This window comes from Xanthomonas sp. 3498 (assembly GCF_014199795.1).
In the GTDB taxonomy this organism is placed as follows: Bacteria; Pseudomonadota; Gammaproteobacteria; order Xanthomonadales; family Xanthomonadaceae; genus Xanthomonas_A; species Xanthomonas_A rydalmerensis.
In genome coordinates this window covers 443,118-465,372 of record NZ_JACHOH010000003.1, presented here as the reverse complement: position 1 = coordinate 465,372, position 22,255 = coordinate 443,118, and the positions used below count along the sequence as shown (strand labels likewise).

Sequence of the window (22,255 nt, the reverse complement as noted above, 5' to 3'; positions counted from 1 at the left end):
GGCGATCAGCCGTCGACGGACGGCGCGAACGCCTCCACGGCGAGCCGGTCCAGGTAGTCGCGCAGGCGTTGTTCGCGTTGTGCCGGGTCGCTCGGTAGCGGGCGCGCCTGCGTGCCGCTGCTGCCGCGCGCATGCACGCGCGGATACGGCTGTGCCGGCACCGGCACGCCGAGGAAGGCGCACAGCGGTTCCCAGCCGCTCTGCGCGTCGGTGTCGAGTACCAGCAGGCGATGTGCCGGGAAGTTGGCCATGACGGCCTGGTTCCAGCGGTGGAAGTAGTCGGTCATGAAGCCGCGATCGTCGATGCGCGTGGCGAATCCGCGGCGCAGGAACTGGCTCAGACGTTGGCCATCGGGGCCGAACAAGGCCGGCACGCTGCCGTCGCTGGCGAAGATGGTGCTGCGCACAGAATCGAACCACGCATCGGCATCGCGCACGGTCAGGATCACCTGGGCCTGCGGATAGCGTGCGACCAGCTCGGGCCAGAAGCAGCAGCCGGGATAATCGACGGTGGCGGTGTAGCCGGCGAACAGCGCTTCCCAATCCGCCTGCCCGTCGATCGCCGCGTCCCACAGCGGCAAGGCCTGGCGCAGGTTCGCGGCCAGTTCCATGGCGTGATAGCAGCGGCCCAGGCCCAGATGCTCCAGCGCCACTTTCAGCGACAGGGTACCGGTGCGGCCGAGGCCGGCGCCGATGATGCGCAGGCTCATGCGGACGCCCCTGCGCCCTGCGCCAGCCACTGCGCGGCCTCGCGGCCCAGCTCTGCCTGCGCGCGCGCCTCATAGTCGGCGGCGACGGCTGCCGGCAACAGCGTGCGCCAGCGGCCGCTGCGGCCCTGGTTGAAGAAGGCCTTGCCGCCCTCGCGCCACAGCCCGGCGCCCTGCGGCACGTAGCGTGCGGCGTGTTGGCGCATGTAGCCGAACTGGCAGTGCGCCAGGATCGTCTCCCAGGTCGCCTCGCGTACCGGGATCTCCAGGAACGTGGCGATGCGCCGCACCTGTGCGGGCAGATCCTCCAGCAGGTCGGCGTAGTGCACCAGCAGCACATTGGGCTGCGCGCGCTGCTGCCACCAGCTGCGCACGCCTTCCCAGAACGGCCAGAACGGCGCGCCGTCGTGGGCCAGCCAATGCGCCACATAGGCGTCCACGGGCAGGCTCGGTGGCGGCACCACGCGCAGCTTGCCGGGTTCGGCCGCGCCGGCGTCCAGCCGCGCCTGCGCATCCTGGCTGACCGCGCATTGGTGGTCGTACAGACTGAGCGCGATGTCGCGGCCATCGCGGCCGATGTACAGATACTTGGCGCGATCGCTGACCGCCAATGCATCGGCCGGCAAATGGGTCTTGATGAAGCGCCGGTGGGCCTGCGCCTGCAGCAGCGCGAGCTTGCTGGCGCGGTCCGGGTACACGCCGTCCAACCATGGCGAGATCGCCGATACGTCGACGTCCGCCGCGCCCTCGAACAACAACTGCGCGACGATCTGCTGCAGCCAGGTGGTGCCAGCCTTTGCGTAGCTGGCAATGACGATGTCGCCGTCGCGGAAGGCCAGCGCGTTCCAGGCAGCCGAATCGAAAAAGCGGTTGGGATATTCCCGGGTCTTGGCGAAGGCGGCGGGATCAGCCATGCGGGGCTTCCGGTGTGGGAGCGAGGGGCGCCGTCGCGATAGGCGACTGGCGGGGCGGGGCTGCCGTGCGCGGGCGCAGGGCGATGCGGACATCGAGTGGACGCAGCACCAGCGCCGGATACGGCCGCGGCTGCGCATCCGCAGCCAGCTGCAGCATGCGCTCGCGCAGCAGGCCGGCCACGACCACGGTCATCTGCACCAGCGCCAGTTGGCTGCCGATGCAACTGCGCGGGCCGCCGCCGAAAGGGAAGTAGGTGTAGCGCGCCGGCGCATGTGCGGGGTCCAGCCAGCGTGCCGGCATGAAGCGATCCGGCGCGGCGAAGTGGCGCGGATCGCGCTGCACCACCCATTGGCTGACGACCAGTTGGGTGCCGCGCGGCACCGCGAAGCCCTCCAGCGTGGTGTCGCGTTGCGCGATGCGCGCGGTCATCCACGCCGGCGGATACAGGCGCATGGCTTCCTTCACGCAGGCGCGGGCCAGCGGCAGGCGTTCGACCAGCGCGTCGTCCCAGGCCGTGGCGGACGCGCTGTCGAGGCCGGGCAGGGCATCGGCTTCCTCCGCCACCGCCTGCGCGATCGAGGGATGCTGGGCCAGCAGCAGCAGCGTCCAGGTCAGGCCGGCCGCCATCGGCTCCAGCGCCGACATCAGCATCGCCGCCGCTTCGTCGCGGCACCAGTCGCCCTGGCCCTGCGGATCGTCGCGCTGCAGCAGCTCCAGTACCGAAGCGCCTGTGCCTGCTGAACGCGGCGACACCAGGATCTGCGTCAGCGCGCTGTCCAGTTCGCCGCGTGCGGTACGCAGTCGCCGCTTGCCGGCACTCGGCCACCAGGCCGGTGCCGCCGACGGCGTGCGCGTCTGCTGCAGGATCGCATCGACCATCGGCAGCATTCGCAGCAGTGCCGGCGCGTGCGCCGTGTCGCCGAGCAGGAAACCGGCGCCCAGTTGCGCACAAAGCGCCGTCATCGTCAGGCGCAGATCCTGGGCGTGGGCGCTGTCATTGCTCGCTTGCAACAACGCTTGCGTGGCAGCGAGCGCCTGCCCGGCGTAGTCGCGCACCAGGCTGGCGCGGAACGCGGGCTGCAGTGCCTGGCGCTTGTGCCGCCAGGCCTCGCCCTCGCTGTTCATCACCGATCCCGGGAATGCGGTGCGGCGCGCACGCGGATCCGGATCCGATTTGGCATAGAGGCTGCCGTCGTCGCCGAGCACCGTGGCAATGGCAGCCGGTGCCGCGATCAGATAGGTGCGCTCGGCGATCTGCACTACGTCGCCATGCTCGCGTGCGCTGCGTTGCAGGAATTCCAGGGGGTCGGCGGCGAAGGCCTGCCGATTGCCGAACGCCCAGTGCCCGCGCGGCCCTGGTGGCAGTCGCTGCGCTTCTGTCACGCGAAGATCCGCATGGTGACGCGCCGCGAGACGGAAGCTTGCATGTGTCGCATCGCGAACGAAGCGCGTGGCCGCGCGAAGAAAAGCGCCGCGAGAGGGGGGCGATTGCCCCCTCTCGCACAGGCACGCCACACGACGGTGGCGGGAAGGTCAGTAGGTGTAGATGTAGCCGAGCTTGCGGCCGCCGAGGCCCTGCACCCAGCGCGACAGCGAATCAAAAAGGCGTTTCATGGCGATACTCCTGATTGAACGGGGGATCTGTTGCGGTTGTCGCGTCTGTCACCGTGACAGACGCGGGAAAAGCATCCCTGCTTGGGTGTGGCGACGCAAGCGAAAGACTGAAGCGCGGCCAACTGCAATGCCCATGTCATCTGCGGCGCCGTGCCGTGTATTGCACGCAACCGCCGTTCATTGCAGCGCCTGGTATGCACGGCGTTGCCCTGTGCGACGCGCCATCCCGTCGCATCAGTGCGTGCTATCGTCGCGCCACTTCGGCAACGAGTGGCTACGGATGCCCGTGACCCACGACTACGACCGCCTGGCCGCGATCTACGACCGGTTCTACGATCGCTGGCCCGACGTCGTCACGCAGCAGTGCGTCGGTGTCCTAGCCGAGCTGGCCGCGGGCCGTGCGGCACTGGAACTGGGCATCGGCACCGGCCGCCTCGGTTTGCCGCTCGCGCATCGCGATGTGCCGGTCACCGGCATCGACAACGCGCCGGCGATGCTCGAGGCGTTGCGCGCCAAACCCGGCAGCGAACGCCTGCAACTGGTCTGCGCCGACTTCGCCGACATGCCCGTGTTCGGGCCGTTCGGCCTGATCTATGCGGTGGCGGCATTCGGTTATCTGCTGACTCAGGCCGAGCAGTTGCGTTGCATGGTCAACGCGGCGCGCTGTCTGGCGCCGGACGGGCGTCTGTTGATCCAGACCGCGGTGCCGGGCGCAGAGGTGTTCGACGGCGGCGGCAAGGTCAGCCAAGTGCTGGACGTACCGGATACCGACGGCGACGGCGCGGCGGTGATGCTGGTCTGCTCGCAGCCCGATCCGCTGCAGCAACGCATCGACCAGCGCGTGGTGGTGCTGGGTGAGTCCGGCACGCGCATCTTCAGCGAGCGCCGCCGCTACGTGTGGCCGTCCGAATTGGACCTGATGGCGCAGATCGCCGGCCTGCGTCTTGAGGCGCGCTGGAGCGACTGGGCACGTGCGCCGTATCACGCGCGCAGCCGCATCCAGATTTCGGTGTACGTGGCGGCTGGCGAGCGCAGGATCTGAAAGACTTGCGCCGTCTCAGGCACTAGATGGCGATGTCCGGTGTGTGCGTTGCGGAATCTGCAGTGGGGCCATGTCACCTTTGGCGCCTGCGTGTCCATGCCGATGCGATACCGGTCGATACCGTTGGTGTCATGGGCGAACCGCGCCTGCAGCCGCGCCGCATCGTGCTTGGTCTGGTCGACGCTCGTGCCACGACCAAGCACGGTGCGATTGGCTTCGCGATCGCCAGTTTGCTGCGGGAGTCACTCAGCATTTCATCTTCCGGCAGCGAAGTGCCGCGCTAGCAGGCGCGAGGGGGCGCAGTTGTAGCAAATCAGTCGGGGTGGGGCTTCGCGCGCCCATGTCCCTGTCAGCATCGCATCGATCAGGTTGGCGCGCCGGCCTTGATGTTAGGCATTGCGTGCATAGCCTGCCTCGCGTTGCGCGCGGATCGCCAGGACAAAGACGGTATCCAGCGCAACCACGTATCGGTAGAGGGCAATATATCCGTGAGCGCCTTGGCCAATGACCAGTTCACGCACATCATGGCGCGTCAGCCGGCCGATCAGCGGATTGTCCGTCAGCACGTTCGATGCGCTGACGATCTCGCTCAGACGCTCTTGGATATGTTCGGCTTCGTGTTGTTCCAGATGGCCGATGATGCGCCGTAGGTCCTCGTTGACAGATGGCAGGAACTCGACGTGCGCCATGCTATTTCGCGAACTTGCGGGGGACGGGAGGGGGAGTGTCCTTGCCCTCAATGCGTTCCATCAGATAACGACGCATCTCGTCCCAGGGAATGCTCTCGCCGGTCTCGAGGAATTGGCCCCAACGGCGCTCGGCCTCTGCATGGAAGTCGACGCGCCGCTCGGCCAGCTCGGCCTTCTCGGCAATGGCTTCCAGGATGAAGTTGTGCGACGTGGTGCCGGCCGCTTCCGCAGCCTTGGCGATGCGGGCCTTGAGCGCGTCCGGCAGGCGGATGGTGGTGGTGCTCATGGGGAGCTCCAGGCGATTGGTGTGGAATCAATGTAGCACAGGTGTGGTACAGGCGGCCTGGCCGGACAGCCGCCTTCGGTCAGCTTGGCGGAAAGTCCGTTTGGAGCAGGGATTGGCTCAGCGATGCCGGCAGTTTTCGCTCGATACGAATTCCTAGCCTCCCGAGCATGTTCCTAGCCTCCCGACCATGCGCTCGCAGCACCGACCGCACAAAAAACGGGCGCCTCGCGGCGCCCGTTCTTGTCTGCATGGCGATGTCTTGCCAACGGCTCAGTAGCGGTAGTGCTCCGGCTTGAACGGGCCGTCGACCGGCACGCCCAGGTAGGCGGCCTGCGCGTCGGTGAGCTTGGTCAGCTTCACGCCGATCTTCTCCAGGTGCAGGCGCGCCACTTCCTCGTCCAGCTTCTTCGGCAGGCGGTATACCTGCTTCTCGTAGCTGTCCTTGTTCTGCCACAGGTCGATCTGCGCCAGGGTCTGGTTGGCGAAGCTGTTGGACATCACGAAGCTGGGGTGGCCGGTGGCGCAGCCCAGGTTGACCAGGCGGCCTTCGGCCAGCAGGAAGATCGCATTGCCGTTGGGCAGCACGAACTTGTCCACCTGCGGCTTGATGTTGATCTTCTGCACGCCCGGCAGCTTGTACAGCGCCTCGACCTGGATCTCGTTGTCGAAGTGGCCGATGTTGCAGACGATGGCCTGGTCCTTCATCTGCGTCAGGTGCTCGATGCGGATGATGTCCTTGTTGCCGGTGGTGGTGACGTAGATGTCGGCCTGGCCGAGGGTGTCCTCGACGGTGTTGACCTCGAAGCCTTCCATCGCCGCCTGCAGCGCGCAGATCGGGTCGATCTCGGTGACGATGACGCGGGCGCCGTAGGCGCGCAGGCTGTGCGCCGAACCCTTGCCGACGTCGCCGTAGCCGCATACCACCGCGACCTTGCCGGCCAGCATCACGTCCATCGCGCGCTTGAGGCCGTCGGCCAGCGATTCGCGGCAGCCGTACAGGTTGTCGAACTTGCTCTTGGTCACCGAGTCGTTGACGTTGATCGCCGGGATCAGCAGGGTGCCGGCTTCGGCCAGCTGGTACAGGCGGTGCACGCCGGTGGTGGTCTCTTCGGAGACACCCTTCCAGTCCTTGACCACGCGGGTCCAGTAGCCCGGGCGCTCCACCGCCACGCGCTTGAGCAGGTTCTTGATCACCTGCTCCTCGTGCGAGGACGCCGGTTCGTCGACCCACTTGGAGCCGTTCTCCAGCTCGTAGCCCTTGTGGATCAGCAGGGTCACGTCACCGCCGTCGTCCACCACCAGCTCCGGCCCGGTCTGGGTGCCGTCGGGCAGGGTGAAGGTCAGCGCGTCGAGAGTGCAGTCCCAGTATTCCTCCAGGGTCTCGCCCTTCCAGGCGAACACGGGGGTGCCGGTGGCGGCGATCGCCGCGGCGGCGTGATCCTGGGTGGAGAAGATGTTGCACGAGGCCCAGCGCACGTCGGCGCCGATGTCCTTCAGCGTCTCGATCAGCACCGCGGTCTGGATGGTCATGTGCAGCGAGCCGGTGACGCGCACGCCGGCCAGCGGCTTGGCGGTGGCGTACTGGCGGCGGATCGACATCAGGCCCGGCATCTCGTGCTCGGCGATGTCCAGTTCCTTGCGGCCCCAATCGGCCAGGGAAATGTCGGCGACCTTGTAGTCGCCCTCGGTGGAAAAGCGCTTGAGTGCAGCGTTCATCGATAAAGCTCCGGTCAATGGCGAGAAACTCGCGAAGTCCGGGCGCCGTTGTCGCTCAAGCCTCGCGCCGAGCCTGGCCGGATCTGGAGACGGGGAACGCGGTCTCGATCCGGTCGCAGCGCCCCTCGGCGCAAGGGGTAACCGATTATAGCGGCTGCCGCGTGTGGCGCTTGAACACGCGGTCAGAACATGGATGACACGCCCAGGCCCAACCATCGACAGGGGGCGCTCGACGCCGGCCCTGCAACCTTCGTCGGTTCGTTCGATGGGAAGGAGAGGGGAGAGATGAACCAGATCACAGTGCGCGGGCGCCGCCGCGTCGCCAGGCCGGTCTGCGGCCTGCTGTGCGCGGCCCTGGCCGCCGCCGGCAGCGCCGCCGCCAACGCGGCCTCGGCACCTGCGGCGGCGGCCACCGCCGATCCGGCCAACAGCGGCTATCAACTGCCGTCGGCGCCGCTGCAGGCCATCGTCGATGCGCCGCGGCCGCCGCAGTTGTCGCTGAGTCCCCGGCGCGATCTGGCGGCGATGCTGCAGCTCCCCGCGCTGCCCGGCATCGCCCAGGTCGCGCAGCCGGAACTCAAGCTCGCCGGGCTGCGCATCCATCCGCGCACCCGCTCGCAGAGCCGGTTCGTCTTCGGCGAAAAACTGTGGTTGCTGCGCATCGCCGACGGCAGCGAGCTGCGCATCGACGGCCTGCCGTCGCCGCTGTCGATCGCCGGCATGGCCTGGGCGCCGGACCAGCGTCATCTGGCCTTCAACCGGATCGACGCACGCAACGGTGCCAACGAGCTGTGGGTGGTGGACATCGCCGCGCAGCGAGCGCGGCGGGTCGCCGAGCGGCTGAACACGGTGTCCGGCGACGGTTACGCGTGGATGCCCGACAGCCACCAGTTGCTGGTGCTGCTGCAGCCGCAAGAGCAGGGCGCGGCGCCGCCCGCCGATGCAGTGCCGACCGGGCCGGCGGTGCAGCAGACCGCGGGCGGTGGCGCCACCGCCTTGCGCACCTATCAGGACCTGCTGAAGAACGAGGCCGACGCGCGCCAGTTCGACGATCAACTGCGCGCGCAGCCGGCGCTGGTCGATGTCGACGGGCAGGTGCAGCGCATCGCCAACCCGGACCTGTACCTGTCGCTGGCGCCGTCGCCGGACGGCCGCTATCTGCTGGCGCAGCGCCTGCAGCGGCCGTTCTCCTACCTGGTGCCGGCCAGTGGCTTCCCGCGCACCATCGAGGTGCTCGACCGCGCCGGCAAGCCGGTGCACACGGTGGCGCAGCTGCCGCTGGTGGAAGGCCTGCCGACCGGCAACGACGCGGTGCGCACCGGCGTGCGCGACATCGACTGGCGCAGCGACGCGCCGGCCACCCTGGTCTGGGCGGAAGCCCAGGACGGCGGCGACCCGGCGCGCGAAGCGGCCGTGCGCGACGCGGTGATGATGCAGGCGGCGCCGTTCAAGGCGCCGCCGGTGACGCTGGCGCGCCTGCAGTCGCGCTTTGCCGGCATTGCCTGGGGCCGCGGCGATCTGGCCCTGATCGACGAGTTCTGGTGGAAGACGCGGCAGACCAAGCAGTGGCGCGTGGCCCCGGACCATCCCGCGCAGGCGCCGCAGCTACTGGCGCAGCGTTCGCAGGAGGACCGCTACGCAGATCCCGGCACGCCGGTGACGGAGCGCGATGCCGCCGGCAACCCGCGCCTGTTGATCGCCGCCGATGGCCACAGCCTGTTCCTGCGCGGCGAAGGCGCCTCGCCGCAGGGCGATCGGCCGTTCCTGGACCGCTACGATCTGGACACGCGGAAAAGCACCCGCCTGTTCCAGTCGCAGGCGCCGTACTACGCGGTGCCGCAGGCTCTGCTCGACGACAGCGGTCAGCGCCTGCTGATCACCCGCGAGACGCCGCAGGAGCCGCGCAATTTCTATCGGCTCGACAGCGCGAACGCCGAGCCGGTGGCGCTGACCCGCTTCACCCATCCCACGCCGCAGTTGCGCGACGTGCACAAGGAGCAGATCCGCTACCGGCGCAAGGACGGCGTGGAACTGACCGCGACCCTGCTGCTGCCGCCGGGCTACGACGTCAAGCGCGACGGCCCGCTGCCGATGCTGATGTGGGCCTATCCGGGCGAGTTCAAATCTGCCGACGCCGCCAGCCAGGTCACCGATTCGCCGTATCGGTTCAATGCGATCGGCTACTGGGGGCCGCAGGCGTTCCTGGCGCTGGGCTATGCGGTGCTCAACGACCCGTCGATGCCGATCGTCGGCGAGGGTGCGCGCGAACCCAACGACACCTATGTCGAGCAACTGGTCGCCGATGCGCAGGCGGCGGTGGACGAGGTGGTGCGGCGCGGCGTCGCCGATCGCGATCGCATCGCCATCGGCGGGCATTCCTACGGCGCCTTCATGACCGCCAACCTGCTCGCGCATACCCGCCTGTTCAAGGCCGGCATCGCCCGCAGTGGCGCCTACAACCGCTCGCTGACCCCGTTCGGCTTCCAGTCCGAGGAGCGCACCTATTGGCAGGCGCAGCCGGTGTACCAGGCCATGTCGCCGTTCAACTACGCCGACCGGATCAAGGATCCGCTGCTGCTGATCCACGGTGCCGAGGACAACAACTCCGGCACCTTCCCGATCCAGAGCGAGCGCATGTACGCGGCGATCAAGGGCAACGGCGGCACTGCGCGGCTGGTGATGCTGCCCAACGAGGCGCATGCCTACCGTGCGCGCGAATCGGTGATGCAGATGCTGGCCGAGAGCGAGCGCTGGCTGCGCACCTATCTGGGGCCGGCGCCCACGCCGACTGCGGCAGGCGCTGTGTCGCGCTGAGTCGTGCCTGTGCCACGGCCGCACGTTTTCGTGCAGCCGTGGCACAGGGCACTGCCGTGCGGCGCAAATGGTTCGCTTTGAAACCGTCGCCGCGGCCGACGGGACGCGATCCCTTTTCGGTTAGGCTTGCGGCGCCCCCACTGCCGAGCCATGCGTTTCCCGATGAACGAGTCCCGCAGCAGTATCGTTTTCGCCACGCCCGACCTTCCCTTGCGCGACGACGTGCGCCGCCTCGGCGCCCTGGTGGGCGACCTGCTCGCCGAACAGGTCTCGGCGCAGTTCCTGGACGAGATCGAACGCATCCGCACCACCGCGATCGCACGCCGCGAGCGCGCCGCACCGCTGTCCTCGCTGAGCGAGCAGCTCGCCGGCCGCGCGCCGCGCGACGCCGAGGCGCTGGTGCGCGCCTTCAGTACCTACTTCCAGGTGGTCAACATCGCCGAGCGCGTGCACCGCATCCGCCGCCGCCGTGACTACCAGCGCAGCAGCGCCGACACACCGCAGCCGGACGGCCTGCACGACGCCTTGCGCCGGCTCAAGGCGCAGGGCGTCGGCATCGACGAGCTGCGCGACTGGCTGCCGCGCATCGACGTCGAGCCGGTGTTCACCGCGCACCCGACCGAGGCGGTGCGGCGCGCGCTGCTGGAGAAGGAACAGTTGATGGTGGCCAGCCTGGTCGACAACCTCGACGGCCTGCGCACCCCGGGCGAGCGCGCCACCGACGCGGCGCGTTTCCGCATGGCGCTGACCGCCTCGTGGCAGACCGCCGACTCCTCGCCGGTGCGCCCCACCGTGGAGGACGAGCGCGAGCACGTCGGCTTCTACCTGACCCAGGTGCTGTACCGGGTGATCCCGGTGATGTACGAGACCCTGGAGCACGCCATCGAGGAGACCTACGGGCAGGCGCTGACCCTGCCGCGGCTGCTGCGCTTCGGCACCTGGGTCGGCGGCGACATGGACGGCAACCCCAATGTGGATGCCGCCACCATCACCGCCACCCTCGACGCGCAGCGGCGCGCGGTGCTGGAGCGTTATCTGAAGGAACTGTGGCAACTGGCCAGCCTGCTCAGCCAGTCGACCACCCTGGTCGCGGTCAGCGCACCGCTGCTGGAGCAACTGGAGCGTTACCGGCAACTGCTGCCGGAGGCCGCCGCGCGCTCGCGGCCGCGCCACGGCGACATGCCCTACCGGTTGCTCAACGACCTGATGCGCGCGCGCCTGCAGGCGACCCTGGACGACGCGCCGGGTGCCTATGCCGCCCCGGCCGAACTGGAAAGCGACCTGCAGTTGATCCTGGACAGCCTGCAGGCCAACAAGGGCCTGCACGCCGGCTGGTTCGCGGTGCGGCGCCTGCTGTGGCGGGTGCGCAGCTTCGGTTTCCACCTGGCGCGGCTGGACGTGCGCCAGGAGTCCAGCGTGCACGCGCGCGCGGTCGCCGCCGCGTTGGACACGCAGGACTGGGACGCGCGGGCGGTGGAGGAGCGCGCGCGCCTGCTCGGTCCTTATGCCGGCGGCGAGCAGAAACTGCCGGCCGCCGACGACGAAGGCAATGCGCGGCTGGACGCGGTGTTCGCCGCGCTCGCCGATGCGCGCGCGCGGCACGGCGCCGACGCGCTGGGCAGCTACATCATCTCGATGGCGCACGACCGCGCCGACGTGCTGACCGTGCTGGCGCTGGCGCGCCGCGGCGGCCTGGTCGATGACGACGGCGCGGTGCCGCTGGACATCGTGCCGCTGTTCGAGACCGTGGACGATCTGCGCGGCGGCACCGCGACCTTGCGTGACCTGTTGGCTGATCCGGTCTACCGCCGCCACCTGGCTGCGCGCGACGACGTGCAGATGGTGATGCTCGGCTATTCCGACAGCGGCAAGGACGGCGGTATCGCCGCCTCGCGCTGGGGCCTGCAGCGCGCGCAAGTGGAACTGCTGGAGGCGGCGGCCGAACTGGGCATCCGCCTGACCTTCTTCCACGGCCGCGGCGGCTCGATCGTGCGTGGCGGCGGCAAGACCACGCGCGCGCTGGAGGCGGCGCCGCGCGGCAGCGTCGACGGACGCCTGCGGGTCACCGAGCAGGGCGAGGTGATCCACCGCAAGTACGGCATCCGCGCACTGGCGCTGCGCTCGCTGGAACAGATGACCGGCGCGGTGCTGCTGTCGAGCCTGCGTCCGCGTGCGGCCGACGCGCGCGAGGCCGGCTGGCGGCCGGTGATGGACCTGGTCGCCGAGCACAGCAGCCAGGCGTACCGCGGCTTCGTCGGCGATGCCGAGTTCATGCGTTATTTCCGCCTGGCCACGCCGATCGACGTGATCGAACGCATGACCCTGGGCTCGCGGCCGTCGCGGCGGCTCGGCCAGGATGCGGCGCTGTCCAACCTGCGCGCGATTCCCTGGGTGTTCGCCTGGAGCCAGGCGCGCGCGGTGATTCCGGGCTGGTACGGCGTGGGCAGCGGCCTGCAGGCGGCGGTGGACGCCGGCCACGAGGACGCGCTGCGCGCGATGGCCGCCGACTGGCCGTTCTTCCGCACCTTCCTCGACGACATCGCCATGGTCCTGTCCAAGGGCGACCTCAACATCGCCGAGATGTTCTCGCGCCTGTCCGGGCCGCTGCACGAGCGCTTCTTCCCGCGCATCCGCGACGAGCTGGCGCTGACCAAGGGCTGGGTGAAGACGCTGACCGGGCAAACCTCGCTGCTGCAGCACGATCCGCGGCTGGCCTTGTCGATCCGCCTGCGCAACCCCTACATCGACCCGATCAGCGTGCTGCAGGTGGACCTGCTGCAGCGCTGGCGCGCCACCGAGGGCGAGGACGAAGACCTGCTGCGGGCGCTGGTGGCCTGCGTCAACGGCGTCGCCCAGGGCGTGCAGAACACCGGCTGAGGCCAGTGTTTCAAGGTGCCGCCGGTCGATGCCGGCGGCTGCCGACCGCGATCCGCTTGCAAGCGGACAAAATTGTCCGATAATGCCGCGCATGGAAATGCGAGCCGATACCGCCCACCGCCGCCGCCTGTTGCTGGACGCCGCCGACGAGGTGTTCTGCGAGCATGGCGTGTTGGCGCCGTTGGAACTGGTGGTGGAGCGCGCCGGGCTCGGCCGCGCCACCCTTTACCGCCATTTCGCCGACCGCACCGAACTGATGGCGGCCCTGCTGGAACGCGGCCTGGACGGCCTGGAGGGCTGCGCGCGCGAGATCGGCACGCGGCCGGACGGGCTGTTCCTGCTGCTGTACGACGTCGCCGAGCACATCGCGATGTCGGCGCCGCTGGCCGACTATTGGCGGTCGATGCCGCGCGAGCATCCGACGATCGCCGCGGCGCATGCGCGGGCGATGGCGATCCTGCTGCCGTACCTGCAGCGTGCGATCGCCGCCGGCCTGTGCCGTGCCGACCTGGACGACCAGGATCTGGGGTTGGCGATGGACATGCTCGGCGCCTGCCAGCGTGGCAGCGACGAAGCCGAGCGCAAGGCGCTGGCGCAGCGGGGGTGCCGCCTGCTGCGCCACGCCCTGGCCACGCCCGCAGCGGCGGCGGACTTGTGAGCCGCGCTGCCGGCGCTGCGCGGCAGCGCGCCGCGGCGGACACGGGCGCGCCCAGACGGCGCTGGCCGCGGCGGCTGGCACGCGCGCTGGCGATGCTGGCGATCCTTGCCGCCAGCCTGTGGGGCGCGCTGTTCCTGAGCTACCTGCCGCATACCGGCGCCGTGGTGCGCTACGGCTCGGCGCTGCTGTGGGCCGCGCTCGGCGCCGCTGCGCTGTGGGGCCTGCGGCATCCGCGCGAGTACCGCGTACTGCCGCTGTTGTTCGCGGTCGGTTGCGCGGGCATGGCGGTGGGCTGGTCGGCGCTGCAGCCGCAGCAGAACCGCGACTGGGCCGACGATGTCGCGCAACTGCTGCAGCCGCAGGTGGACGGGCACGTGGTGACCCTGCACAACGTGCGCAACTTCGCCTGGCGCAGCGACCACGACTACACCCCGCACTGGGAGACCCGCCGCTACGATCTGGACCGACTGGCCTCGGCGGACCTGGCGCTGTCGTACTGGATGGGGCCGGCGATCGCCCACACCCTGGTCTCGTTCGGCTTCGACGACGGCCGTCGCGTGGTGTTCTCGCTGGAGATCCGCAAGGAGCGCGGCGAGGCGTTCTCGGCGCTGGCCGGATTCTTCCGCAATTTCGAGCAGGTGATGGTGGCTGCCGACGAACGCGACATTCTGGCGGTGCGCAGCAACGTGCGCGGCGAGGACGTGTACCTGTATCGGCTCAACCTCTCGCGCGCGCAACTGCGCCAGCTGTTCCTGGGCTACGTGGCGCGGGCGCAGCAATTGCAGCGCACGCCGCGGTTCTACAACACCGCCACCAGCAACTGCACCACCATCGTGTTCGAACTGGCGCGCAAGCTCGATCCCGCGCTGCCGCTCGACGTCCGCCTGCTGCTGTCCGGCTACCTGCCTTCCTACGTCTACGCGCAGCACGGCTTCATGCCCGGCTACAGCCTGGCCACGCTGCGCGCGCGCGGCCGTATCGGCGAACGCGCGCGGGTTGCGGGCGCTGACGCCGACTTCTCCACGCGCATTCGCGCCGGCATTCCCGGCGACGATCCGGCGGCCACGCCATGACCCTGCGCGCACGTCTTGCCCGGTGCGCCGGCACCGGGCTGTTGGCTGCCGCGCTGCTGCTCGGCACCGGCTGCGCGATGGTCAGCGTGCAGTCGCGCAGCGCCGCCGACTACATCGCCACCCAGCGTGGCGACGTCCTCAGCACCGGCAAGCTTAGCGACGCCAGCCTGGAGACGCTGCGCGTGCTCGCGCTCGATCCCAAGACCTGCGAGGCGGACGTTGCGGCCTGCGCCACGCAGCTGCGCGCATTGCAGGGGCTGGACCAGGAGCGGCGGCTGGCGACCCTGTCGGAGCTGTGGGTGCATGCGGCCAACGTGCGCACGCCGCGGCAGGCGAGGGCGCTGGACGATGCGACGCTGCAGGCCTGGCTGGAGGCCGCGCGCTACGCCTACGCCTATCTGTTCTATACCCAGCGTCCGGCCAGCGCGCGCGCGTTCGAGGACCGGCAGACCCAGGTGCGCGACTACTACAACTACGCGGTGCAGCAGGTGGTCGGCGAGCTGTTCCTGCGCTGGCGTGCCGGCAGCGCCAGCGGCGAACTGCACGACGACGACATGCTGCGCACGGCCGGCTGGCAGGTGCGCGCGGACATGGGCAGTTTCCGCCTGCCCGGCGGGGTGGCGCGGCCGGACGCGATGCTGCCGGCGTCGACGCTGCGCTTCGATGGCCTGCGCAGCACCTACCGGCGCGACGGCTTCGGCGCCGAGCTGGTCGCGGAGATCGCACCGTCCAAGGTCGGCGACCCGACCGCGGCAACCGCGGCCAAGACCGCGCCGGACCCGCACGCGCCGGCCTTCAGCGAGATGCCGTATGCGCCGACCACGGTGCTGCTGCGCTTCGACGGCGACAGCCTGGCGCAGGTGCTGGACACCCGCAGCGTGGTGGTCGCGCCCTACGATCCGTACCGCGACGGCGAGGTCGAGGTGCACGGCCAACGCCTGCCGCTGGCGGCCAACTTCACCGCCGCCTACGGCCTGTGGCTGGCCCGTGCCGGCTTCGCGCGGCAGTCGCTGCGCTCGATGCTCGGCCGCGAGGATGGCATCGAGCAGCCGCATCTGTACCTGATGCAGCCGTACGATCCGGACCGGCGCATCATCCTGATGCTACACGGCCTGGCCAGCAGTCCGGAAGCCTGGGTCAACGTCGCCAACGAGTTGATGGGCGACGAGCAGCTGCGCCGCCACTACCAGATCTGGCAGGTCTACTATCCGACCAACATGCCGATCGCCTGGAACCGTGCGCAGATCGACGCGCTACTGCAGCAGACCTTGCGCCATTTCGATCCGCAGGGGCAGGCGCCGGCCTCGCAGCACATGGTGCTGATCGGCCACAGCATGGGCGGGGTGATCGGGCGCCTGTTGGTCAGCGACTCCGGCGACACGCTGTGGAACGAGCTGATCGGCGCACGCGGCGACCGCCGCCCGCTGGATCCGCAGGCGCTGGCGCAGTTGCAGCCGCTGCTGCGCTTCGCGCCGTTGCCGGAGGTGGACCGCGCCATCTTCATCGCCGCGCCGCAACGCGGCACCACCTTCGCCGAAGGCCGCCTCGGGCGCCTGGCCGGGCGCCTGGTACGCCTGCCGGTGACGCTGCTTGATCGCTTGAATACTCTGCTGCAGGGAATCGACGGGCCCGATGGCGCGCCGGTGCGCGTGCCCAACAGCATCGACAACCTGCGCGACACCGATCCGTTCGTGCGCGCGGCGGCTGAGTTGCCGATCGCGCCGGCGGTGCGCTACCACACCATCATCGCCCGCCGCGATCCGGCGGTGCCGCTGGCCGATTCCGACGATGGGCTGGTGCCGTACCGCAGCGCACATCTGCCTGGCGCGGTCTCCGAACTGGTGATCACCTCGGGCCACAGCGTGCAGGAGACGCCGCAGGCGATCCTGGAGATCCGCCGCATCCTGCACGCGCAGCTGCAGGTCGACGCCGCCGCAACGCCGCGCTGAGGACACCGCGGCGCTCGGCCGCGCCAGCGTCTCGAAGCGCAGCGGCGGCATTGCGTCGCGCACCGCACCCACCGAGAGGCGGGCGACGCATCCCTGCAGCCCCATCTCCACGCAACTCGGATAGACGCGCCCAACGCGGCGCGCTCGCCTTGGCGCCACGCCCCGTAGCGCCGCGCCGTGCATCGTCGGGGTTGTGCCGAATTCCGCGGGAAATGCGTCGGATCGATGGCCGATGGCGGCGGGTGACATCGTTGTCATCAAATTGCAGCCGCGCCCGCCAACAATGCGCGCCGCCGTGAACACGATCACGGCCTCTCTCCCCACCATGCCCGGCCTGCGGAACATTCCGTTGGTCGCGCCTACGCTCGGATTCTTCATGTCGCACTCGATCCATCTTCCCAAACGCCTGTCATGGGCGATCGCCGCAGCGTTGCTCGGTGTCGCGCCGATGGCCTTGGCCCAGGCGCAGGATGCGCAGGAGACGCAGAACCCCGCGTCCGACGCCAGCGGCAAGACCCTGGACAAGATCACCGTCGCCGTCACCCGCTACAACGCCGCGGACATGCAGATGGCGGCCACCAACACGGCCAACGTGCTGTCGGCCGAAGACCTGAAGTACACCGCCGTGCACAACATCGCCGAGGCGCTGGGCCTGCTGCCGGGCGTCAATGTGGTCAACACCGGGCAGTCGTACTTCGGCGGCGTCGACGGCGCCGCGCGCGGCGAGGGCATGTTCGCCTCGGTGCGCGGCCTCAACGCCGAGTACAACGTCAACCTGATCAACGGCGTCAACGTCGCCCAGGGCCTGCCCTACAGCCGCAGCGTGCAGCTGAGCCTGCTGCCGCCGTCGGGCCTGCAGACCATCGTGTTGAACAAGACCTCCACCGCGGCGATGGACGGCGACGCGATCGGCGGCACCATCGACTACCGCACCCCCAGCGGCTTCGACTACAGCGAGGCGATGGGCGGCAGCGTCACCGCCAGCGGCCGCATGGAAAGCCGTGCGCGCGACTACGGCGACAGCGGCCTGGGCGAGGGCGCGTCCGGCGAGTTCCACGCCAAGTTCGGCGCCGACAACCAGTTCGGCATCTACACCAGCGCGTACTACGACGAGCGCCACTACGTGAACAGCGAAGTGGCCAACGCCGCCGCCTCGCGCGGCGACTGGTCGGGCAAGTACTTCTCGCGTACCACCGCCAGCGGCCAGCCGGCGCCCGGCTACGATCCGCAGGACCTGCTGATGGCCACCGGCGCCAACATCGGCTACTCCGCCGGCGACACCAAGCGCTACGGCGGCAACGTGTCCTTCGACTGGCACGTCGACCCGAGCCTGCAACTGTACGCACGCGCCACCTACGCCTACGCCAAGACCGAGCAGAACACCGGTTATACGCAGCTGGTGCCGGCCAACGTGAGCCTGGTGCAGATCGGCACCACCGGCGTGTACCAGCCGCAGATCAACCGCGTGGCGGTGCGCTACTGGTACGAGACCAACCCGGAAGTGGCGGACCTGGCCACCTTCCAGTTCGGCGCCGACAAGCAACTGGGCAACTGGACGCTGTCGCCGAACCTGTTCTACAGCTACGGCGACAACGATCGTCCGGACCACGTGGAAATTTCCGCGCGCGTGGACCAGTACGCTTCGACCCAGTTCCCGTACGGCGGCGCCAACACCTTCTCCGGCTACGACAGCGAAGGCTTCCCCAAGCCGCTGCTGACCCCGGCGATCCAGGCCCAGGCCAGCGACATCGGCGGCCTGTATGCGCGCCGCTACGGCCAGTTGACCAAGTCCTACAGCGGCCAGACCAAGGGCGGCGCCAAGTTCGACGTGCGCTACGACTTCGACCAGGGCGCGCTGAGCAACATCCAGTTCGGCGTGAAGTACGTCGACAGCTCCCGCGACTTCACCTCGCGCGACTGGACCAACAGCAAGTTCACCGACGGCACGCTGCTGCGCGACACGGGCCTGGTGGTCGGCCAGTACGATTCGGTGTACCCGGGCAAGTACGCGTGGCCGACGGTCAAGCTCAGCAACGGCGGGTTGAAGGCGATGATCGCCCAGCACCTGACCGCGGCCAGCTTCGACACCTGCGGCAGCCTGGCGATCAACAACCAGAACTGCGCGACCATGCGCGGCGACGAGGCGGTCACCTCTGCGTATGCAATGGCCACCTTCCGCAGCGGCGACCTGGAAGTGATCCCGGGCGTGCGCTTCGAGCACACCAGCATCCGCAACACCTTCTGGACCATGCCCGAGGACGCCAACGGCAACGAACTGCCCGGCTTCTTCAGCAGCAACCGCACCAGCTACGACGTGCCGCTGCCGAGCGTGTTCCTGAACTACCGCCCGGGCGCCGGCAATGCGGTGTACCGCGCCTCGGTGTGGACCAGCTACACCCGGCCGGCGCTGGTGCAGCTCGGCGGCGGCGCCAACTACGACGTCTCCAGCGACGGCACCACGGTCATCACCGAGGGCAACCCGGACCTGAAGCCGATCAAGTCGCTCAACGTGGACCTGTCCGGCGAGTGGGACAACGGCCATGGCGGCCACGCCATGCTGGCCGGCTACTACAAGCGCCTGACCGACTACATCTACGAAAGCGGCTCGGATCCGGCCAACGCCGGCAGCAGCGCCGGCGCCGGCAACGTGCGCTACGTGCGTCCGCAGAACGGCGGCGACGGCAAGGTGCTCGGTTTCGAAGCCGCGGTGCGGCAGACCCTGCAGGGCATGCCGGCTCCGCTGGACGGCTTCGGCATCGGTGCCAACCTCACCCGCCAGACCACCCGCGTGGACCTGGGCATGGACGGCTTCCACGACGAGCGCATCCAGAACGCGCCGGACCTGATGGCCAACGCCGAACTGTTCTACGAGAAGGGTCCGCTGTCGGTGAACCTGGCCTACCACTACTCCGGCGAATACGTCTCGGTGTACGACTACTACAACCGCGGCGCGACCTGGGACGACCTGTGGGTCAAGCCGATCACCCGCGTGGACCTGCACGTCGGCTACACCTTCAACGAGCACCTGCGCGCCGACCTGTCGGTGGCCAACCTCACCAATCGCCTGAGCTACTGGGCGCACGTGGGTCGCAACAGCACCGCGATCTCCGACATCGTCGATGCCGGCCGCACTGCGTTGTTGAACGTGAAGTACACGTTCTGAACCGGGCGCTTGCGCACGCTGGACGTCCCCACCCGCCGCACGGCCCTGTGCCGCGCGGCGAGTGGGGCGTTGTGTGCAGCGCGCTACTGCTCGTCTGGCTGGCGCTGATTGGCCTGCCGGGAGCGGCCAGCGCGGCAGAGGCACCGGCGACAGTGCCGATCGACGGCTTGCGCCTGGACCAGGTGCAACTGCTCGGCTCGCACAACAGCTATCGGCCGGTGCCGACCGCGCAGGTGCGGCAGCGCCTGCAGGCGCACGACGCCGCCGAATGGCCGGCACTGGCCTATGGCCATCCTTCGCTGCAGGCCCAGCTCGCGCTGGGGCTGCGGCAACTCGAACTCGACGTGGCCGCCGATCCGCACGGCGGCCTGTATGCAGCGCCGTATGCGCGCGCAGATGCCGCGACCCGCGCGAGAATGCGCGCACCCGGCGCCAAGGTCCTGCACCAGCCGGGCCTGGACTACGCCAGCCATTGCCTGCGCTTCCGCGACTGCCTGGCGCTCCTTGCCGCCTGGTCGCGTGCGCACCCGCGGCATGCGCCGCTGGTGGTGCTGGTCAACGCGGTGGATTTCGATCCGGTGCCGGGCCTGTGGCCGCACCGTGCCGCCTTCGATGCCAACGATCTGGACGCGCTGGACCGCGACATCGCCGAGGTGGTCGGGCGCGCACGCCTGATCGTGCCCGACGATGTGCGCGGCGCCGCGCCGAGCCTGCGCGACGCGGTGCTGGCGCATGCCTGGCCGCGCGTGGCGCAGGCGCGTGGCCGCATGTTGTTCGTGCTCGATGGCAATCCGCGGCACGAGGCGCTGTATCGAAAGGAGCATCCATCGCTGCGCGGACGCATGATGTTCGGTTGGTATGCGCCGGACCAGCCGGAGGCGGCGGTGCTGTCGATCGAGGATCCGCTGGCCGAGGCGGCGCGGATCCGCGCGCTGGTTATGCAGGGTTTCGTGGTGCGCACGCGTGCCGATGCCGAAGGCCGCGAAGCACGTGCGCACGACCGGCGCCGTGCGCAGGCGGTGCTGGATGCCGGCGCGCAGTGGATCAGTACCGATTACTACGCCGGCGCGCCGGATCCGCAGCGGCTGGGCTACTGGCTCGGTATCGACACGGGCCTGCGCTGCGACCGGGTCACGGCCGCGTGCGGCACGACCGCACCGTGAGACTTTCCATGTTGGGGACGATGATGAAAACAGGTACGCGTTGGATGCTGTGGGTCGTGCTGCTGGCGGCGGCCTTGGGCGCGCAGGCGCGGCCGGCGCCCAAGGCCGCACCCGCGCTGCAGGTGGAGAAGGTCTGGATGCTGTTCCGCCACGGCGTGCGCGCGCCGTTGCCGGGCGAGGCCGCGGCCGCCGCGCTGGCGCCGCAGCCCTGGCCGGTATGGGACACGCCGCCGAGCCTGCTTACCGCGCATGGCCGCACCGCGGTGGAGCGCAGCGGCGACTACACCCGGCAATGGTTGCTGCGCGATGGCGTGCTGCCGGCCCAGGGCTGCCCCGCCGACGGGGCGGTCAGCATCTATGCCAACACCGACCAGCGCACCATCGTCAGTGCCGAGTTGCTCGCCGACACCCTCGCACCCGGCTGCCATCTGCAGGCCGGCCATCAGACCGAAGGCAGCGACGACCCGCTGTTCCGTCCGGTGGAAGCCGGCGCGGTGGAGTTCGATGCCGCCGCCGCGGTGGCCTCGATCCAGCGCCAGACCGGCGGCCCGGGTGCGGTGCTGGCGCCGTATGCGCGCGAACTGCGGACCATGCAGGAGATCCTTGGCTGTACCGACACCTGCGACTTCGTGCACATGCCCTCGTCGCTGACCCCGGGCGCGAACGGGCGCAGCCTGGCCTTGCACGGACCGCTGGACCTGACCTCGGGCACGGCCGAGGTGTTCATCCTGCAATACGCGGAAGGCATGCCGCTGGACCAGGTCGGCTGGGGCCGCGCGACCCCGGCGCGCATCGCTGCGGTGTCGCGCCTGCATGCCTTGCTGTTCGAGATCTATGCGCGGCCGCAGTACATGGCCGCGCGCGCGGGCGCGCCGCTGGCGCACCGCCTGCTGGACACGCTGGGCACGGCCGATGCGCCGCGGCTGAGCGTGCTGGTCGCCAGCGACACCCACATCGCCGCGCTCAGCGGCCTGCTCGACCTGCACTTCCATCTGCCCGGCTTCGGCCGCGACGACGCGCCCCCGGGCGGCGCGTTGGTGGTGGAGCAGGTGCGCGACGCACGCAACGGCCAGCGCTACGTGCGCGTGCGCTACCAGGCGCAGTCGCTGGACCAGCTGCGCGCACTGACCCCGCTGAGCCTGCGCCATCCGCCGCTGCTGCAGACCCTGCAGATTCCGGGTTGCAGCGACCCAGCGACCGGGCTGTGCCCGCTGCCGAAGTTCCAGTCGTTGCTGCAGGCCGCGCTGCAGCGGCGCGGCTGAGCAGGCACGAAGTTCTTCTGCTCGTCTGCTCGTCGTAGGAGCGGCTTCAGCCGCGACAGGCCTTCCCAGGAATGCCCGTCGCGGCTGAAGCCGCTCCTACGACGGACGGCGTGCTGACGCGTGAATGGGTGACGCGTTGCCCGGTATTGCGATGCCGTGTCCTTTGCTCGCGGCGACCGCGATGCGCTGCTGATCCTGTAGGAGCGGCTTCAGCCGCGACAGGCGTTCGTCGTGACGCCCAGTCACGGATGCGGTGGCCTACGACGACGCATCCGCGACAGCGTCTGTGTCGACGGTTCAGCACCACCCATCCCCCAAACGCAGAAC

Annotated in this window: 16 protein-coding genes and 1 riboswitch; of the genes, 10 read left to right on the top strand and 6 right to left on the bottom strand. The window is 69.6% G+C overall.

The features are described 5' to 3' along the window. Positions 1-5: 5 nt before the first annotated feature. From GGR66_RS11870 to GGR66_RS11860, 3 genes are read right to left on the bottom strand one after another with little or no spacing between them, the layout of a single operon-like run. Positions 6-710 (bottom strand): sulfotransferase family protein, encoded by a 705-nt coding sequence (locus GGR66_RS11870; protein ID WP_184448358.1) that lies wholly within the window; start codon positions 708-710, stop codon positions 6-8. Continuing rightward, entirely contained in the window at positions 707-1,621 is a 915-nt protein-coding gene (locus GGR66_RS11865) for a sulfotransferase domain-containing protein (protein WP_184448357.1), read from the bottom strand. The genes GGR66_RS11870 and GGR66_RS11865 overlap by 4 nt, the downstream gene beginning before the upstream one ends. Beyond that, the gene (locus GGR66_RS11860; RefSeq protein WP_184448356.1) at positions 1,614-3,005 is read right to left on the bottom strand and encodes a cytochrome P450; all 1,392 of its coding nucleotides are present in this window, start codon (positions 3,003-3,005) and stop codon (positions 1,614-1,616) included. The genes GGR66_RS11865 and GGR66_RS11860 overlap by 8 nt, the downstream gene beginning before the upstream one ends. A 511-nt stretch (positions 3,006-3,516) precedes the next feature. Between GGR66_RS11860 and GGR66_RS11855 the strand changes: the two genes are divergently transcribed. Together GGR66_RS11855 and GGR66_RS11850 are read left to right on the top strand one after the other, a co-directional pair. Beyond that, positions 3,517-4,278, top strand: coding sequence for a class I SAM-dependent methyltransferase (locus GGR66_RS11855; RefSeq protein WP_255421669.1), 762 nt, complete (start codon positions 3,517-3,519; stop codon positions 4,276-4,278). A 26-nt stretch (positions 4,279-4,304) separates the two neighbouring features. Next, a complete protein-coding gene (locus tag GGR66_RS11850; protein WP_184448355.1) occupies positions 4,305-4,562 on the top strand; it encodes a hypothetical protein in 258 nt (85 codons plus the stop codon). A gap of 105 nt (positions 4,563-4,667) precedes the next feature. Here the strand turns inward: GGR66_RS11850 and GGR66_RS11845 are convergent, their stop codons facing one another. The 3 genes from GGR66_RS11845 to ahcY all read right to left on the bottom strand — a co-directional run bounded on the left by GGR66_RS11845 (position 4,668) and on the right by ahcY (position 6,969). After that, positions 4,668-4,967 (bottom strand): type II toxin-antitoxin system RelE/ParE family toxin, encoded by a 300-nt coding sequence (locus GGR66_RS11845; protein WP_184448354.1) that lies wholly within the window; start codon positions 4,965-4,967, stop codon positions 4,668-4,670. A 1-nt stretch (position 4,968) separates the two neighbouring features. Further along, positions 4,969-5,253 carry a DUF1778 domain-containing protein gene (locus tag GGR66_RS11840; protein WP_160966673.1) on the bottom strand — a complete coding sequence of 95 codons (285 nt, stop codon included), beginning with the start codon at positions 5,251-5,253 and terminating at the stop codon, positions 4,969-4,971. 270 nt (positions 5,254-5,523) lie between these two features. Beyond that, positions 5,524-6,969, bottom strand: a complete 1,446-nt coding sequence (ahcY, locus tag GGR66_RS11835; protein WP_160957428.1) for an adenosylhomocysteinase — start codon at positions 6,967-6,969, stop codon at positions 5,524-5,526. A 33-nt stretch (positions 6,970-7,002) separates the two neighbouring features. Beyond that, positions 7,003-7,102, bottom strand: a riboswitch (S-adenosyl-L-homocysteine riboswitch). A gap of 152 nt (positions 7,103-7,254) precedes the next feature. On the opposite strand from ahcY, the gene GGR66_RS11830 reads away from it, so the two are divergent. The 8 genes from GGR66_RS11830 (at position 7,255) to GGR66_RS11795 (ending at position 21,928) form a co-directional block, all read left to right on the top strand. Continuing rightward, positions 7,255-9,783 carry a prolyl oligopeptidase family serine peptidase gene (locus tag GGR66_RS11830; RefSeq protein ID WP_255421668.1) on the top strand — a complete coding sequence of 843 codons (2,529 nt, stop codon included), beginning with the start codon at positions 7,255-7,257 and terminating at the stop codon, positions 9,781-9,783. A 162-nt stretch (positions 9,784-9,945) separates the two neighbouring features. Further along, entirely contained in the window at positions 9,946-12,660 is a 2,715-nt protein-coding gene (ppc, locus tag GGR66_RS11825) for a phosphoenolpyruvate carboxylase (protein ID WP_184448353.1), read from the top strand. A gap of 82 nt (positions 12,661-12,742) precedes the next feature. Then, positions 12,743-13,318, top strand: a complete 576-nt coding sequence (locus tag GGR66_RS11820) for a TetR/AcrR family transcriptional regulator (RefSeq protein WP_160966677.1) — start codon at positions 12,743-12,745, stop codon at positions 13,316-13,318. Positions 13,319-13,410: 92 nt separating this feature from the next. After that, positions 13,411-14,391 carry a DUF4105 domain-containing protein gene (locus tag GGR66_RS11815; RefSeq protein ID WP_160966679.1) on the top strand — a complete coding sequence of 327 codons (981 nt, stop codon included), beginning with the start codon at positions 13,411-13,413 and terminating at the stop codon, positions 14,389-14,391. Further along, positions 14,388-16,340 (top strand): alpha/beta fold hydrolase, encoded by a 1,953-nt coding sequence (locus tag GGR66_RS11810; protein WP_160966681.1) that lies wholly within the window; start codon positions 14,388-14,390, stop codon positions 16,338-16,340. The genes GGR66_RS11815 and GGR66_RS11810 overlap by 4 nt, the downstream gene beginning before the upstream one ends. Positions 16,341-16,716: 376 nt before the next feature. After that, positions 16,717-19,503: a TonB-dependent receptor gene (locus tag GGR66_RS11805; RefSeq protein WP_184448352.1), complete on the top strand. Its 2,787-nt coding sequence runs from the start codon at positions 16,717-16,719 to the stop codon at positions 19,501-19,503. Between the two features lie 71 nt (positions 19,504-19,574). After that, on the top strand, positions 19,575-20,666 hold the full coding sequence (locus GGR66_RS11800) for a Ca2+-dependent phosphoinositide-specific phospholipase C (protein WP_326520994.1): 1,092 nt from the start codon (positions 19,575-19,577) through the stop codon (positions 20,664-20,666). An 8-nt stretch (positions 20,667-20,674) separates the two neighbouring features. Further along, positions 20,675-21,928 carry a histidine-type phosphatase gene (locus tag GGR66_RS11795; RefSeq protein WP_326521002.1) on the top strand — a complete coding sequence of 418 codons (1,254 nt, stop codon included), beginning with the start codon at positions 20,675-20,677 and terminating at the stop codon, positions 21,926-21,928. Positions 21,929-22,255: the final 327 nt, after the last annotated feature.